Origin of the sequence: Staphylococcus sp. AtDRG32 (assembly GCF_004365845.1) — a bacterium.
Taxonomy (GTDB): domain Bacteria; phylum Bacillota; class Bacilli; order Staphylococcales; family Staphylococcaceae; genus Staphylococcus; species Staphylococcus hominis.
The window spans coordinates 357,596-372,039 of the sequence record NZ_SODE01000001.1 but is presented as its reverse complement, the minus strand read 5'-3'; the positions used below and the strand labels follow the sequence as shown (position 1 = coordinate 372,039).

Here is a 14,444-nt window from a genome sequence, read left to right as displayed (position 1 = left end):
TTGAGGTCTCAGGTTTTTTATGTATTACTAAAAAAATAATTATAGTACGTTGTTTTAATCTACAAAATAAATTGTGACAAATTTTTTACAAAATCTATTGACAACGCTTACAATTATTTTGTATGATTTATACAAGTTAATATTTGAATGAGAGATGAAGAGATTTCTGCAAGCCTAATTATATAGTTTGTAGAAGTCTCTTTGCCTTGTAGGAGGTTAAAACATGAATGCTTATTTAGCAGAGTTTTTAGGCACGGCCATTCTTATTTTGTTCGGTGGAGGCGTATGTGCAAATGTAAATTTAAAACGTAGCGCTGGACAAGAATCTGATTGGATCGTTATTGCCGCTGGATGGGGTTTAGCTGTAACTATGGGAGTTTATGCAGTAGGACAGTTTTCTGGAGCTCATTTAAACCCAGCTGTGACAATTGCTTTAGCAGTTGAGGGAAGTTTTAGTTGGGTAAAAGTACCAGGATATATTGTTTGTCAAATGCTAGGAGGAATTGTAGGAGCTACACTTGTTTGGTTAATGTATTTACCACATTGGAAAGCAACTACAGAGCAAGGTGCAAAATTAGGCGTATTCTCTACTGCACCTGCTATTAAAAATTATTTTGCTAACTTTTTAAGTGAAATTATTGGCACAGCTATTTTAAGTTTAGGGATTTTATTTATTGGGGTAAATAAAATTGCAGATGGATTAAATCCATTAATTGTGGGTAGTTTAATTATTGCAATAGGTTTAAGTTTAGGTGGACCTACAGGTTATGCCATTAATCCAGCTCGTGACTTAGGACCAAGAATTGCACATGCAATTTTACCAATTGCTGGTAAAGGCGGATCAAATTGGTGGTATGCTATTGTACCAGTACTAGGGCCAATTGCTGGCGGTATGATAGGTGCTGTGATTTATCAGGTTTTTTATAAAAATGAATTTACTTTTATGAGTGGTGTTAGCATTGTAGTTTTGATTGTTACATTACTGATTGGTTTAGCGCTTAATAAATCAAATAAACATAAAGATATTGAATCGATTTATTAAAAGAAAAATTTTAGTTTTAAATCATATAATATATTGACTATGTGATTCAAAGGATACTTAACACATACAGTCAGAATGAAAGAAGGAGAAAAATTATGGAACAATACATCATGTCAATAGACCAGGGCACAACTAGCTCTAGAGCAATTTTATTTGATAAAGAAGGACAAATTCAAGGCGTTGCGCAAAGAGAATTTAAACAATATTTTCCTAAATCTGGTTGGGTAGAGCATGACGCTAATGAAATTTGGACATCAGTATTAGCAGTAATGGCTGAAGTGATAAATGAAAATGAAATTGATCCTGAACAAATTAAAGGTATTGGTATTACTAACCAACGTGAAACTACGGTCATTTGGGATAAGAAAACAGGTCGCCCAATTTATCATGCAATTGTTTGGCAATCTCGTCAAACACAACATATTTGTAATGAATTAAAAGAACAAGGCCACGAAAAAACATTTCGTAATAAAACAGGTTTATTATTAGACCCTTACTTTTCTGGAACAAAAGTAAGATGGATATTAGATAATGTTAAAGGTGCAAGAGAGAAAGCCGAAAATGGGGATTTATTATTCGGAACTATCGATACTTGGTTAGTGTGGAAACTATCTGGTGGAGAAGCACATATTACAGACTATTCAAATGCCAGTCGTACATTAATGTATAACATTCATGAACTTAAATGGGATGATGAATTATTAGAATTACTAGACATTCCTAAAGCAATACTTCCAGAAGTTAAAGAATCTAGTGAAGTTTATGCACATACTAAAGATTATCACTTCTTTGGTCAAGAAGTACCAATTGCTGGTATTGCTGGTGACCAACAAGCAGCATTATTTGGTCAAGCTTGTTTCGAACGTGGTGATGTGAAAAATACGTATGGTACTGGCGGATTCATGTTAATGAATACTGGTGAAGAACCTGTAACGTCTGAAAGTGGATTGTTAACTACAATTGCTTATGGTCTTGACGGTAAAGTAAATTATGCCCTTGAAGGATCAATTTTCGTATCTGGATCAGCAATTCAATGGTTACGTGACGGTTTAAGAATTATTAATTCTGCACCGCAAACTGAAAACTATGCAACACGTGTTAATTCTACTGATAATGTCTACTTTGTTCCTGCATTCGTAGGTCTTGGTACACCATATTGGGATTCTGAAGCACGTGGCGCGATTTTCGGATTAACTCGTGGTACTGAAAAAGAACATTTCATTCGTGCAACATTAGAATCTTTATGTTATCAAACACGTGATGTTATGGAAGCAATGTCTAAAGATTCAGGAATTGAAGTAAATAATTTACGTGTTGATGGTGGCGCAGTAAAAAATAACTTTATAATGCAATTCCAAGCAGATATTGTTGATACATCAGTTGAACGTCCGGAAGTTCAAGAAACAACAGCACTTGGAGCTGCTTATCTAGCAGGTTTGGCTGTAGACTTTTGGGAAGATAAAAAAGACATTGCTGATGGATGGAAATTAGAAAAAGAATTTAATCCAGAAATGTCTGAAGAAACAAGAACTAAGTTATATAAAGGTTGGAAGAAAGCAGTAGAGGCTACTCAGGTCTTTAAATTAGAAGATTAATTTTTAATTATGGCTTAGTTACAAAGAATATGTTATGATGTAGTTAAGTTAATACATTAGTCGAGATTTGAGAGACCTGTTATCATGCAGTATGCTTCTGTGTGTGTATAGGTTTCTCTTTTTTTAATATAAATTTTGGAGGGTATATTATGGCATTATCTACTTTTAATAGGAACTTAATTAAAAAGAATTTAAGAAATAAAGAATTTGACGTTGTAGTTATTGGTGGAGGAATTACTGGTGCAGGTATTGCATTAGATGCTACACAACGTGGTATGAAAGTAGCTTTAGTAGAAATGCAAGACTTTGCGCAAGGTACAAGTTCTCGCTCAACTAAATTAGTACATGGTGGTTTACGTTACTTGAAACAAGCACAAATCAAAGTTGTTGCTGAAACAGGTAAAGAACGTGCAATAGTTTATGAAAATGGTCCCCACGTAACAACTCCTGAATGGATGTTATTACCGATGCATAAAGGGGGTACATTTGGTAAATTCACAACTAATATCGGGTTAACAATGTACGATCGTTTAGCAGGCGTTAAACGTTATGAACGAAAAAAAATGTTATCTAAACAAGCGACTTTAAATAAAGAACCTCTTGTGAAAAAAGATGGTTTAAAAGGTGGCGGTTACTACGTAGAATATCGTACTGACGATGCTCGCTTAACAATTGAAGTGATGAAACGTGCTGCTGAAAAAGGCGCTGAAGTCATTAATCACACTAAATCTACTGACTTCGTATACGATGCTAAAAATAAAGTAAGTGGTATTAAAGTAAAAGATATGCTTACAGGTGAAGAGTATCAAATCAACGCTAAAAAAGTAATCAATGCTGCTGGTCCATGGGTAGACGAAGTGAGAAAGAAAGATTATACACGTAATAATAAACAATTACGTTTAACAAAAGGTGTTCACGTAGTTATCGATCAATCAAAATTCCCATTACGTCAAGCGGTTTACTTTGATACTGAAAAAGATGGTCGTATGATTTTTGCTATTCCTCGTGAAGGTAAAGCATATGTAGGTACTACTGATACATTCTATAATAATGAAAAAACAAAACCTTTAACTAACCAAGAAGATAGAGACTATTTAATTGATGCAATCAATTATATGTTCCCTGATGTGCATGTTACGGATGCTGATATTGAATCAACTTGGGCTGGCGTGCGTCCATTAATTTTAGAAGATGGAAAAGATCCTTCAGAAATTTCACGTAAAGATGAAATTTGGGAAGGTAAATCAGGATTATTGACCATTGCTGGTGGTAAATTAACTGGATATCGTCACATGGCATTAGAAATTGTTGATTTATTAGCTAAGCGTTTAAAACAAGAATATGGTCTAAAATTTGCGGATAGCAAAACTAAAAATACACCTATTTCTGGTGGAGATGTTGGCGGTAGTAAAAACTTTGAAAACTACGTAAATCGTAAAGTCCAAGAAGGTAAAGCACTTGGATTAAGCACAGATGTGGCACATAATTTAGCTTCAAAATACGGTTCAAATGTAGATAAATTATTCGCAATTGCACAATTAACGAATGAAAAAGATTTAAATATGCCATTAGAATTATACGTTCAATTAGTTTATAGTGTACAAAACGAAATGGTATATAAACCAACTGATTTCTTAATTCGTCGTACTGGTAAATTATATTTTGACATCAATACAGTTAAACAATATAAACAAGCAATCATTGATGAATTAGATAAATTATTAAATTATACTGCTGAACAAAAAAATGAATTTTCTAAAGAAGTTGATGAAGCTATTGAAGAAGCAACACATGGTAATCATCAACCTGCAGAAAAATAAATATAGTTAAAATAGTATATTAACTGAGATTGGGTAAAAACACTCAATCTCAGTTTTTTTTATATTTTGATAAAATTTTTGAGTTTAAAGTATATATAACCTATTAAAAAGTGACAAACTATTTGATAACATTAAAGAGTATAGGTATATTAGTAGGAATAGTACGTTGTTAACAATACCATTATAGAAAGAGATTGGAGGCATATACGTGGGGCAAAGTGCTTATAAAATAACTGTAGAAGATGGAACAACTTTAGAAGTTAAAGTAGATAAAGCAAACATAGCGACTTATGGTATTGTACATATATTTCATGGTATGGCTGAACATATGGATCGATACGAAACACTTGTTAAAGCTTTAACACATCAAGGCTATGATGTGATTAGACATAATCATAGAGGACATGGGAAAGAGATTGATGAGAAAGAACGTGGACATTACGACAGCATGAATCAAGTCGTTCAAGATGCGTTTGAAATTGCACAAACATTATATGATAGTGAGAAAGGATTACCCTATATTGTATTAGGGCATTCAATGGGATCTATTATTGCACGTTTATTCGTTGAAACTTATCCAAATTTTGCTAATGGATTGATATTAACTGGAACAGGACAATATCCTAAATGGAAAGGAATTCCTGCAGGGATCAGTTTGAAATTAATTTCTATTTTTACTGGGAAGCGCAAGCGTTTAAAATGGGTCAATCAACTCGTTTACAAATCATTTAACAAAAAGATTGATCAACCAAGAACTGAAAGTGACTGGCTTTCATCACAGTCTACAGAAGTTGATAAATTCGTAAACGATGAGTATACCGGCTTTTTAGTTTCAAACCAATTAATTTATGAAACAGTAAAACATATGACACGTACTGCAAATTATAGTCAATTAAAAAAAATAAATAAACAGTTACCAATATTGATGATTTCTGGAAAAAATGATCCTTTTGGAGAGTATGGCAGAGGTATTAAATCCTTGGCCAGAAAATTTAAAAAAGCTGGTATTAAACATATTACGGTACAACTTTATGCAAATAGAAGACATGAAATATTATTTGAAGTTGATCAACAAATGATATGGAATCATATGTTTGATTGGATTCAAAAACAAGTATTGAAAAATAATCAGAGTGAGGCGTAATCATTGCAAGCATCAAAAAAACCTTTTCTAGTAGTCATTGTAGGGCCGACAGCTTCGGGTAAAACAGAATTGAGTATCGAATTAGCTAAAAAAATGAATGGAGAAATCATTAGTGGCGATTCGATGCAAGTATACCGTCAAATGAATATAGGTACTGCAAAGGTAACAGAAACAGAAATGGAAGGGATCCCCCATTATTTAATAGATATCTTAAATCCTGATGAATCATTTTCTGCATACGAATTTAAAAAAAGAGCAGAAGTGCTTATTGAAGATATTACAAAAAGAGGTAAAGTACCTATTATTGCAGGAGGTACAGGTTTATATATTCAATCTTTAATTTACGATTATCCATTTGATGATGAAAATATATCAGTAGAAAAAGAATTAAGAGTAAAAGAAAAAATAGATGTATTAAATCAATTAAATAATGATGACTTACATCGCTACTTAGCATCGTTTGATGAAACATCAGCTAAAGATATTCATCCAAATAATAGAAAAAGAGTACTTAGAGCGATTGAATATTACTTAAAAACAAAAAAACTTTTAAGTTCTCGAAAGAAAGTTCAACAATTTACAGAAAATTATGATACATTATTAGTAGGGATTGAAATGTCGCGCAAAACATTATATACAAGAATAAATAAACGTGTTGATATTATGTTGGGCCACGGATTATTTAATGAAGTGAAAGCACTAGTTGAACAAGGTTTTGAATCTAGTCAGAGTATGCAAGCAATTGGTTACAAAGAACTTGTCCCTGTTATAAAAGGAGAAATGGAATTAGAACCAGCTATAGAATTATTGAAACAACATTCAAGGCAATATGCGAAAAGGCAACTCACATGGTTTAAAAACAAAATGAATGTTCAATGGTTTGATAGAGAGACAATGTCACTTCAAATGATGTTAGATGAGATTACAACCCAAATAAATAAAAGGAGTTCTAAACATGATTGCAAACCAAAACATCCAAGATCAAGCACTAGAGAACTTTAAAGCAGAACAAACGGAAATTACTGTATTTTTCTTAAATGGTTTTCAAATGAAAGGCGTTATCGAAGACTTTGATAAATACATGATTAGCTTAGTTTCTCAAGGCAAACAACATTTGATTTACAAACATGCGATCAGCACTTTCACTGTGGATACAGAATCTACTGATTCAGAAGCTACAGGTGAAGGTGAAGAATAAGTTGTAATTAAAGTGCCAAGTTACTGACTTTTAGAGCGTAGTCCACGGTCAAAATGTATACGTAGCTTGCAAAATTCTCATCAATTTTTGCACTTTTGAACAAATAGAAGAAATGTTTGTAATAAAACAAAGCTTCAATATAGAACGATTGTCTATGACATAGTCATCTATATTGAAGCTTTTATTTATTTATAGAAGTTTTTCAATATCTTTTTCAATTTGAGCAGGTTTTTTCTGAGGTGAGAAGCGTTGAACAATATTACCTTCACGGTCTACTAAAAACTTAGTAAAATTCCATTTAATTTTTTCACTTAACATACCTTTAGCTTGACTTGTTAAATAACGAAACAATGGATGTTGGTTATCGCCTTTAACGTCAACTTTTTCGTGAATAGGGAATGTGACACCGTAGTTAATTTTACAATTTTGATTTGCTTCAGCACCAGAACCAGGTTCTTGACCACCAAACTGATTGCATGGGAAACCTAAAACAATAAATCCTTGGTCCTTATATTTATTATATAGTTCTTGTAATCCTTCAAATTGTGGTGTAAATCCACATTCACTCGCTGTATTAACGATAAGCATAACATCGCCTTTATATACATCTAATTTATAATTTTCACCATTAGATTTTTGAACTTCAAAATCATAAATATTTTCCATACTATCACCCTTTCAACTTAGCTTTAATTTAACATAGTTTTAGTCGTTAGTCTTTAAACTTGCTCTATGATAGAATATGTAAGACATGTTAAAAAAGGAGATGTATATCATGGCTCAGCAACACACTTATGATACTAAGAAAAAGCTAGAAACTGCTGTATTAGTTGGTGTACATGCTCAAAGTGATCATCAATATAATTTTGAATCTACAATGGAAGAATTAGAAGCTTTAGCGTTGACTTGTCAATTAGATGTTATAGGACAAGTCACTCAAAATAAAGATCAATTTGATTATAAATATTATGTTGGCAAAGGTAAGATTGATGAAATTAAAGCTTTTATAGAATTTCATGACATCGATGTTGTTGTGACAAATGATGAATTAACAACAGCACAATCAAAAACATTAAATGATAATTTGGGCATTAAAATTATCGATAGAACACAGCTCATTCTTGAAATTTTTGCTTTAAGAGCGCGTAGTAGAGAAGGTAAATTACAAGTTGAATTAGCTCAACTCGATTACTTACTCCCTAGATTACAAGGACATGGAAAAAGTTTATCTCGTTTAGGCGGGGGAATTGGTACGCGTGGTCCTGGTGAAACAAAATTAGAAATGGATAGACGTCATATTAGAACACGTATGAATGAAATTAAACATCAACTTAAAACAGTGGTCGAACATCGTGAAAGATATCGTAATCAACGCGAACAAAATCAAGTATTTCAAATTGCACTTATTGGCTATACCAATGCTGGAAAATCTTCTTGGTTTAATGTTTTAGCAAACGAAACGACTTTTGAAAAAGATTTACTATTTGCCACACTTGACCCTAAAACACGACAAATACAAATTAACAATGGGTTTAATTTAATTATTTCTGATACCGTAGGCTTCATTCAAAAGTTGCCTACAACATTAGTAGCAGCATTTAAGTCGACATTAGAAGAAGCAAAAAGCGCAAATCTACTTCTACATGTTGTTGATGCAAGTCATCCAGAATATCGAGCTCAATATGATACGGTTAATCAATTGGTAAAAGACTTAGATATGGATGGCCTTCCACAAGCAATCATTTTTAATAAAAAAGATCAATGTTCTGAAGAAACTGATGTACCGGTATCAGACCATCCGTCTGTATTTGTATCAAGTCGCAATAGTGAAGATAAATTAAAAGTGAAGCAGTTACTGTTTGATCAAATAAAAGCGACTTTGTCATATTACGTAGAAACTGTATCTAGTGAAGATGCAGATAGATTATATTTTTTAAAACAACATACACTTATCGAAGAAATGAAATTTGATGAGAATAATGAAAGTTATATCGTTAAAGGATATAGAAAATAATTATATATAAAGGAAGATAAATTGCATGTCAGATATTCAACACATCGTTTCTGAAGTAGAAGAAACGTTAACACCCTTTTTTAAAGAAATTGAAGAAACTGCTTATATCAACCAGGAAAAGGTTCTTGATGCTTTTCATCATGTTAAAGCGAGCGAGAATGATTTAGTAGGTTCTACAGGATATGGTTATGATGATTTTGGACGTGATCATTTAGAAGAGATATATGCTTATACGTTTAAAGCAGAAGATGCAATTGTTAGACCTCAAATTATTTCAGGTACTCATGCAATTACATTAGCATTGCAAAGTACACTCAAATATGGCGATGAACTGATGTACATTACAGGTAGTCCCTATGACACCTTACTTGAAGTGATTGGTGTTAATGGTAATGGTATTGAAAGTCTCAAAGAGCATGGCGTGACATATAAAGAAGTTGCATTAAAAGATGGAATAATTGATATTGAAACGGTTTTAAATACTATTTCGAAACAAACGAAAGTTGTTGCTATTCAACGTTCAAAAGGGTATGGACAACGCCCTTCAATTACAGTAGATGAAATAGAAAATGCTATTTCTCAAATTAAACAACGATATCCAAATGTAATTATTTTTGTAGATAATTGCTACGGAGAGTTTGTAGAGCATCGAGAACCAATAGAAGTGGGCGCAGATTTAATTGCAGGGTCATTAATAAAAAATCCTGGTGGTGGATTAGCCAAAATTGGTGGTTACATTGCAGGACGAAAAGATTTAATCGAACGATGTGGTTATCGTTTAACTGCACCTGGGATTGGTAAAGAAGCGGGTGCTTCATTATCTTCATTGCAAGAAATGTATCAAGGATTCTTTTTAGCACCGCATGTAGTGAGTCAAAGCTTAAAAGGCGCACTATTTACAAGTTTACTTCTTGAAAAAATGAATATGAACACAGTACCCAAGTACGATGCTAAGCGTACAGACTTAATTCAAACCGTTCAATTTGAGACAAAAGAACAGATGATTGCATTTTGTCAAAGTATTCAACATGCTTCACCAATTAATGCACACTTTAGTCCTGAACCTAGTTATATGCCTGGTTATGAAGATGATGTCATCATGGCAGCAGGAACATTTGTGCAAGGCTCCTCTATTGAATTATCAGCAGATGGTCCGATTCGTCCGCCTTATGAGGCATATGTGCAAGGTGGTCTAACTTATGAACACGTTAAAATTGCAGTAACACGTGCAGTAATGAATTTAAAAGAACAGAATTTAATTTAAGTAGTATAACAAAATATTCAAAAATAAATAGTAATAAAAATAATGAGAGTGAATTTCTTTTTGTATATGGATTTATTTTATGATAATATATCATGGTTAATTATGCGAGATACTAATGAATAAGAAGGTTTAAATCAATTATGAAAGAAAATTTTTGGAATGAATTACCACGTCCATTTTTCATTTTAGCGCCGATGGAAGACGTGACAGACATTGTTTTTCGACATGTAGTAAGTGAAGCAGCGAGACCGGATGTATTTTTTACTGAATTTACAAATACGGAGAGTTTTTGTCATCCAGAAGGGATACATAGTGTACGAGGACGTTTAACATTCAGTGAAGATGAACAGCCTATGGTTGCTCATATATGGGGTGATAAGGCAGAACAATTTAAAGAAATGAGTTTTGGTTTAGCAGATATGGGCTTTAAAGGTATTGATTTAAATATGGGCTGTCCTGTCGCAAATGTTGCCAAAAAGGGTAAAGGGTCTGGGTTAATTTTACGACCAGAAAGAGCAGCTGAAATTATTCAAGCAGCCAAGGCAGGTGGACTACCTGTTAGTGTTAAAACACGTCTAGGTTATTATAATATAGAGGAATGGAAAGAATGGTTAAGACATGTATTTAAGCAAGATATTGCAAACTTATCTATCCATCTTCGTACACGTAAAGAAATGAGTAAAGTTGATGCACATTGGGAATTAATTGAAGCCATTAAAAAAATGCGTGATGAAGTGGCGCCTCAAACATTATTAACTATTAATGGTGATATTCCAGATAGACAAAAAGGAATGGAACTTGCGACGAAATATGGTATTGATGGAGTGATGATTGGAAGAGGTATTTTCCATAATCCTTTTGCTTTTGAAAAAGACCCACGCGAACATACAAGTAAAGAACTCTTGGATTTATTTAGATTACATTTAGAGTTATTTGAAAAGTATTCAAATGAAGAAACACAACAATTTAAAAGTTTACGACGTTTCTTTAAAATTTATGTGCGAGGTATTAGAGGTGCAAGTGAATTACGACATCAATTAATGAGTACAGAAAATGTGGATGAAGCTCGAGCATTACTTGATGATTTTGAAGCAAATATGGAAGATAACCATTAATAAAGCTTAAATTTTCAAAACTCAACAATAAGAATACGCTATCGTATTGATGTCGTAAAAAATAATTTTTAAATAGTAAAAAGCCTGTAGATAACTGTATCTATGGGCTTTATGTTTATATGTAAGAAATATTTAATTTTCATGTAAGAAAACCTGACATATTTTTGTATTTCGTATTAATCTATGCTAAATTATAGACAAGTTCAAAAGTAGAGGTGAGGTTATAGTGTCTAACGATACAATAAGACGTAATATGGCCGTGTTCTCTATGAGTGTTGTTTGTAAATTGACAGAACTCACAGCAAGACAAATACGTTATTATGAAACACATGAACTCATTAAGCCCGAACGTACCGAAGGAAATAAAAGGTTATTCTCTATGAATGATTTAGAGAGACTGTTAGAAATTAAAGCGTTAATTGAAAAAGGTTTTAATTTAAAAGGTATTAAACAAATAATTACAAATAATCAAGGGCACTTAACTACTGATGAACAAGAAACGAGAAAAAGAATGATTGTAGATGCAACTCAGAAACCGCGCAGTGAAGCTTTACCGATAAACCGTGGCGATTTATCACGATTTATTAATTAATTACTTGGAGGATGTCTACCATGCCAAAACGTACTTTTACAAAAGAAGATATTCGCAAATTTGCCAAAGAGGAAAACGTAAGATATCTAAGATTACAATTCACTGATATCTTAGGCACAATTAAAAATGTTGAAGTTCCAGTAAGCCAATTAGAAAAAGTGTTAGATAATGAAATGATGTTTGATGGATCTTCAATCGAAGGTTTCGTACGTATTGAAGAATCAGATATGTATTTATACCCAGATTTAGATACTTGGGTTATCTTCCCTTGGACAGCAGGTCAAGGCAAAGTAGCACGTTTAATTTGTGATGTTTATACAACTGATGGAGAACCATTTGCTGGGGATCCACGTACGAACTTAAAACGTATATTAAAAGAAATGGAAGACTTAGGTTATACAGATTTCAACTTAGGACCTGAACCGGAATTCTTCTTATTCAAATTGGATGAAAAAGGTGAACCAACATTAGAATTAAATGATAATGGTGGTTACTTTGACTTAGCACCAACTGACTTAGGTGAAAATTGTCGTCGTGACATCGTCCTTGAATTAGAAGATATGGGCTTTGATATCGAAGCAAGTCACCATGAAGTAGCACCAGGTCAACACGAAATTGACTTCAAATATGCAGATGCAATTTCAGCATGTGACAACATTCAAACATTTAAATTAGTTGTTAAAACAATTGCACGTAAACATAATTTACATGCGACATTTATGCCAAAACCATTATTTGGTGTAAATGGCAGTGGTATGCACTTCAACGTATCTTTATTCAAAGGCAAAGAAAATGCATTCTTTGATCCAAACGGCAAAGATCAATTAACTGAAGATGCTTATCACTTTACTGCAGGTATCTTAAATAATGCACGTGGATTTACAGCAGTATGTAACCCATTAGTCAATTCATATAAGCGTTTAGTACCTGGTTACGAAGCGCCATGTTACATTGCTTGGAGTGGTAAAAACCGTTCTCCATTAGTACGTGTACCTACTTCAAGAGGTTTATCAACTCGTATTGAAGTACGTTCAGTTGACCCAGCTGCTAACCCATATATGGCTTTAGCTGCGATCTTACAAGCTGGTTTAGACGGTATTAAAAACAAAACTAAAGTACCAGAACCAGTAAACCAAAATATCTATGAAATGAATCGTGAAGAACGTGAAGCAGTAGGTATTCAAGATTTACCATCTACACTTTACACTGCATTAAAAGCAATGCGTGAAAACGATACAGTTAAAAAAGCATTAGGTAATCACATCTATAATCAATTTATTAATTCTAAATCTATCGAATGGGACTATTATAGAACTCAAGTTTCTGAATGGGAACGCGATCAATATATGAAACAATACTAATCGCTAAGCAAAAAGGGGAAAGACTTAGGGATATAAGAAGTTAAGGCACTTGTCTTAGCTTCTTTTTTGTTTGAAAACTGGGCAACTAAATCATAAAAATTAGAGCGATTTTGAGAAACTGGGCAACTATTGGGCAACTAAGGTTAAAAAACATTCTTTATATACTTCTCGAAATTTTCTTTAGCGTCATCATTCATTTTTTTAGTTACATGACTATATACTTCACTCGTAATGGCTTCAGATTTATGACCTAAGCGTTCCTGGATTACTTTCATAGGTACATTGCTTTCTAGAAGTAGCGTAGCATGTGTATGTCTTAGTTTATGAATACTTAATCTATTATCTTTACCTAGTAATTTTCCAGTAACATACATCATAGTATTATGAGTTGTTGAACGTGGTAATGGTTCACCAAACTCATTACAGAAAATATAATCGTAAGAATTATTATAGAAATCCGCATTAACAATTTTGTTACTATTTTGTAGATTCTTAAGTTTAAACAGTTCTTTAGCTAACTCATCTGAAATAAAAATAACTCTGTTTTCTTTATTTTTAGTGGGTCCAAATTTATTAGACTTTTGATTATACGATTTAGTAATTGATAATGTTTTAAGTTTTCTATCATAATCATTCCAATTTAAAGCACTAGCTTCGCCAATTCTCATACCAGTTTCTATTAGAGTTCTAAATAAAAAATATTGATATACATCTCTTTTACGTACCATATCTAGAAATGGTTTAATTTTATCTTTAGGTAGATACTTAGCTTTTTCTTGTTGTTTCAAATCTATGTGTTGCAAGGTTATACCATCACATGGGTTGTGATAGATGAGTCTGTCATATTTAGCTCGTTCTAAGCTACGCTTTAATAGATTATGTGTTTTAGATAATGTGGATTTACTATAGCCTTTTTCAATTAAGTAATTGATAAAACTTTGATGTATAGAGGGTGTAATGTCTTTTATATTTATATCGTTATAAAAGTCTAATATTCGTTTCTTCGAGAATTGTTCAATGTAAAAACTACTATTGCTTATCTTATTTTTTCTCCAAGTTTCAAGATAGTAATCGAGCCATTCTGTTAGAGTATAATTTTTTTCTTCTTTATAGCCTTTATTAATCTTACTCTCTAATTCTATTGCAGCTCGTTTAGTTTCTTGCTTCGTTCTAAAGCCTGATTTACTAATATATTTTTTTCTTCCTAAATTATCATGATAATGAATTTTAAAACGCCATTTACTACCACGTTTTTCGAATGATGCCATGTAAATCATCTCCTAGTTGTTAATTCTTGTT

General features: G+C 32.6%; 13 protein-coding genes. 11 read left to right on the top strand and 2 right to left on the bottom strand.

Annotated elements, in window-relative coordinates; all coding sequences use genetic code 11:
- The first annotated feature begins 223 nt into the window (after positions 1-223).
- From BDW25_RS01820 to hfq, 6 genes are all read left to right on the top strand, one after another.
- Positions 224-1,042, top strand: a complete 819-nt coding sequence (locus BDW25_RS01820; protein ID WP_002488678.1) for an MIP/aquaporin family protein — start codon at positions 224-226, stop codon at positions 1,040-1,042.
- Between the two features lie 95 nt (positions 1,043-1,137).
- Positions 1,138-2,637, top strand: a complete 1,500-nt coding sequence (gene glpK, locus BDW25_RS01815) for a glycerol kinase GlpK (protein WP_002448786.1) — start codon at positions 1,138-1,140, stop codon at positions 2,635-2,637.
- A 149-nt stretch (positions 2,638-2,786) separates the two neighbouring features.
- Positions 2,787-4,457 carry a glycerol-3-phosphate dehydrogenase/oxidase gene (locus tag BDW25_RS01810; RefSeq protein ID WP_002488651.1) on the top strand — a complete coding sequence of 557 codons (1,671 nt, stop codon included), beginning with the start codon at positions 2,787-2,789 and terminating at the stop codon, positions 4,455-4,457.
- Positions 4,458-4,665: 208 nt separating this feature from the next.
- Positions 4,666-5,601 (top strand): alpha/beta hydrolase, encoded by a 936-nt coding sequence (locus tag BDW25_RS01805; protein ID WP_002448832.1) that lies wholly within the window; start codon positions 4,666-4,668, stop codon positions 5,599-5,601.
- A gap of 3 nt (positions 5,602-5,604) precedes the next feature.
- Positions 5,605-6,603 carry a tRNA (adenosine(37)-N6)-dimethylallyltransferase MiaA gene (miaA, locus tag BDW25_RS01800; RefSeq protein WP_002448817.1) on the top strand — a complete coding sequence of 333 codons (999 nt, stop codon included), beginning with the start codon at positions 5,605-5,607 and terminating at the stop codon, positions 6,601-6,603.
- Positions 6,557-6,799, top strand: a complete 243-nt coding sequence (hfq, locus tag BDW25_RS01795; RefSeq protein WP_002448741.1) for an RNA chaperone Hfq — start codon at positions 6,557-6,559, stop codon at positions 6,797-6,799. Before miaA ends, hfq begins: the two co-directional genes overlap by 47 nt.
- Positions 6,800-6,988: 189 nt before the next feature.
- Here hfq and BDW25_RS01790 read toward each other — a convergent pair whose 3' ends face one another.
- Positions 6,989-7,465, bottom strand: a complete 477-nt coding sequence (locus BDW25_RS01790; RefSeq protein WP_002448833.1) for a glutathione peroxidase — start codon at positions 7,463-7,465, stop codon at positions 6,989-6,991.
- Between the two features lie 109 nt (positions 7,466-7,574).
- Between BDW25_RS01790 and hflX the strand changes: the two genes are divergently transcribed.
- The 5 genes from hflX to glnA all read left to right on the top strand — a co-directional run bounded on the left by hflX (position 7,575) and on the right by glnA (position 13,145).
- Positions 7,575-8,813, top strand: coding sequence for a GTPase HflX (hflX, locus tag BDW25_RS01785; RefSeq protein ID WP_049336394.1), 1,239 nt, complete (start codon positions 7,575-7,577; stop codon positions 8,811-8,813).
- A gap of 25 nt (positions 8,814-8,838) precedes the next feature.
- Positions 8,839-10,077 (top strand): methionine gamma-lyase family protein, encoded by a 1,239-nt coding sequence (locus BDW25_RS01780; protein WP_077700441.1) that lies wholly within the window; start codon positions 8,839-8,841, stop codon positions 10,075-10,077.
- Positions 10,078-10,217: 140 nt separating this feature from the next.
- Positions 10,218-11,192, top strand: a complete 975-nt coding sequence (locus tag BDW25_RS01775; protein ID WP_133944718.1) for a tRNA dihydrouridine synthase — start codon at positions 10,218-10,220, stop codon at positions 11,190-11,192.
- A gap of 223 nt (positions 11,193-11,415) precedes the next feature.
- The gene (locus BDW25_RS01770) at positions 11,416-11,784 is read left to right on the top strand and encodes a MerR family transcriptional regulator (RefSeq protein WP_161800506.1); all 369 of its coding nucleotides are present in this window, start codon (positions 11,416-11,418) and stop codon (positions 11,782-11,784) included.
- A 20-nt stretch (positions 11,785-11,804) separates the two neighbouring features.
- Positions 11,805-13,145, top strand: a complete 1,341-nt coding sequence (gene glnA / locus BDW25_RS01765) for a type I glutamate--ammonia ligase (protein WP_133944716.1) — start codon at positions 11,805-11,807, stop codon at positions 13,143-13,145.
- A gap of 143 nt (positions 13,146-13,288) precedes the next feature.
- Here the strand turns inward: glnA and BDW25_RS01760 are convergent, their stop codons facing one another.
- Complete coding sequence (locus tag BDW25_RS01760; RefSeq protein ID WP_133944714.1) at positions 13,289-14,413, bottom strand: tyrosine-type recombinase/integrase; 1,125 nt, start codon at positions 14,411-14,413, stop codon at positions 13,289-13,291.
- Between the last annotated feature and the right edge of the window lie 31 nt (positions 14,414-14,444).

Excerpts from the sequence above, each read along its gene's own strand:
- BDW25_RS01760 (WP_133944714.1), bottom strand. The coding sequence starts at position 14,413 with ATGGCATCATTCGAAAAACGTGGTAGTAAATGGCGTTTTAAAATTCAT.
- BDW25_RS01810 (WP_002488651.1), top strand. The coding sequence starts at position 2,787 with ATGGCATTATCTACTTTTAATAGGAACTTAATTAAAAAGAATTTAAGA.
- glpK (WP_002448786.1), top strand. The coding sequence starts at position 1,138 with ATGGAACAATACATCATGTCAATAGACCAGGGCACAACTAGCTCTAGA.
- BDW25_RS01775 (WP_133944718.1), top strand. The coding sequence starts at position 10,218 with ATGAAAGAAAATTTTTGGAATGAATTACCACGTCCATTTTTCATTTTA.
- BDW25_RS01790 (WP_002448833.1), bottom strand. The coding sequence starts at position 7,465 with ATGGAAAATATTTATGATTTTGAAGTTCAAAAATCTAATGGTGAAAAT.
- hfq (WP_002448741.1), top strand. The coding sequence starts at position 6,557 with ATGATTGCAAACCAAAACATCCAAGATCAAGCACTAGAGAACTTTAAA.
- hflX (WP_049336394.1), top strand. The coding sequence starts at position 7,575 with ATGGCTCAGCAACACACTTATGATACTAAGAAAAAGCTAGAAACTGCT.
- BDW25_RS01780 (WP_077700441.1), top strand. The coding sequence starts at position 8,839 with ATGTCAGATATTCAACACATCGTTTCTGAAGTAGAAGAAACGTTAACA.
- glnA (WP_133944716.1), top strand. The coding sequence starts at position 11,805 with ATGCCAAAACGTACTTTTACAAAAGAAGATATTCGCAAATTTGCCAAA.
- BDW25_RS01820 (WP_002488678.1), top strand. The coding sequence starts at position 224 with ATGAATGCTTATTTAGCAGAGTTTTTAGGCACGGCCATTCTTATTTTG.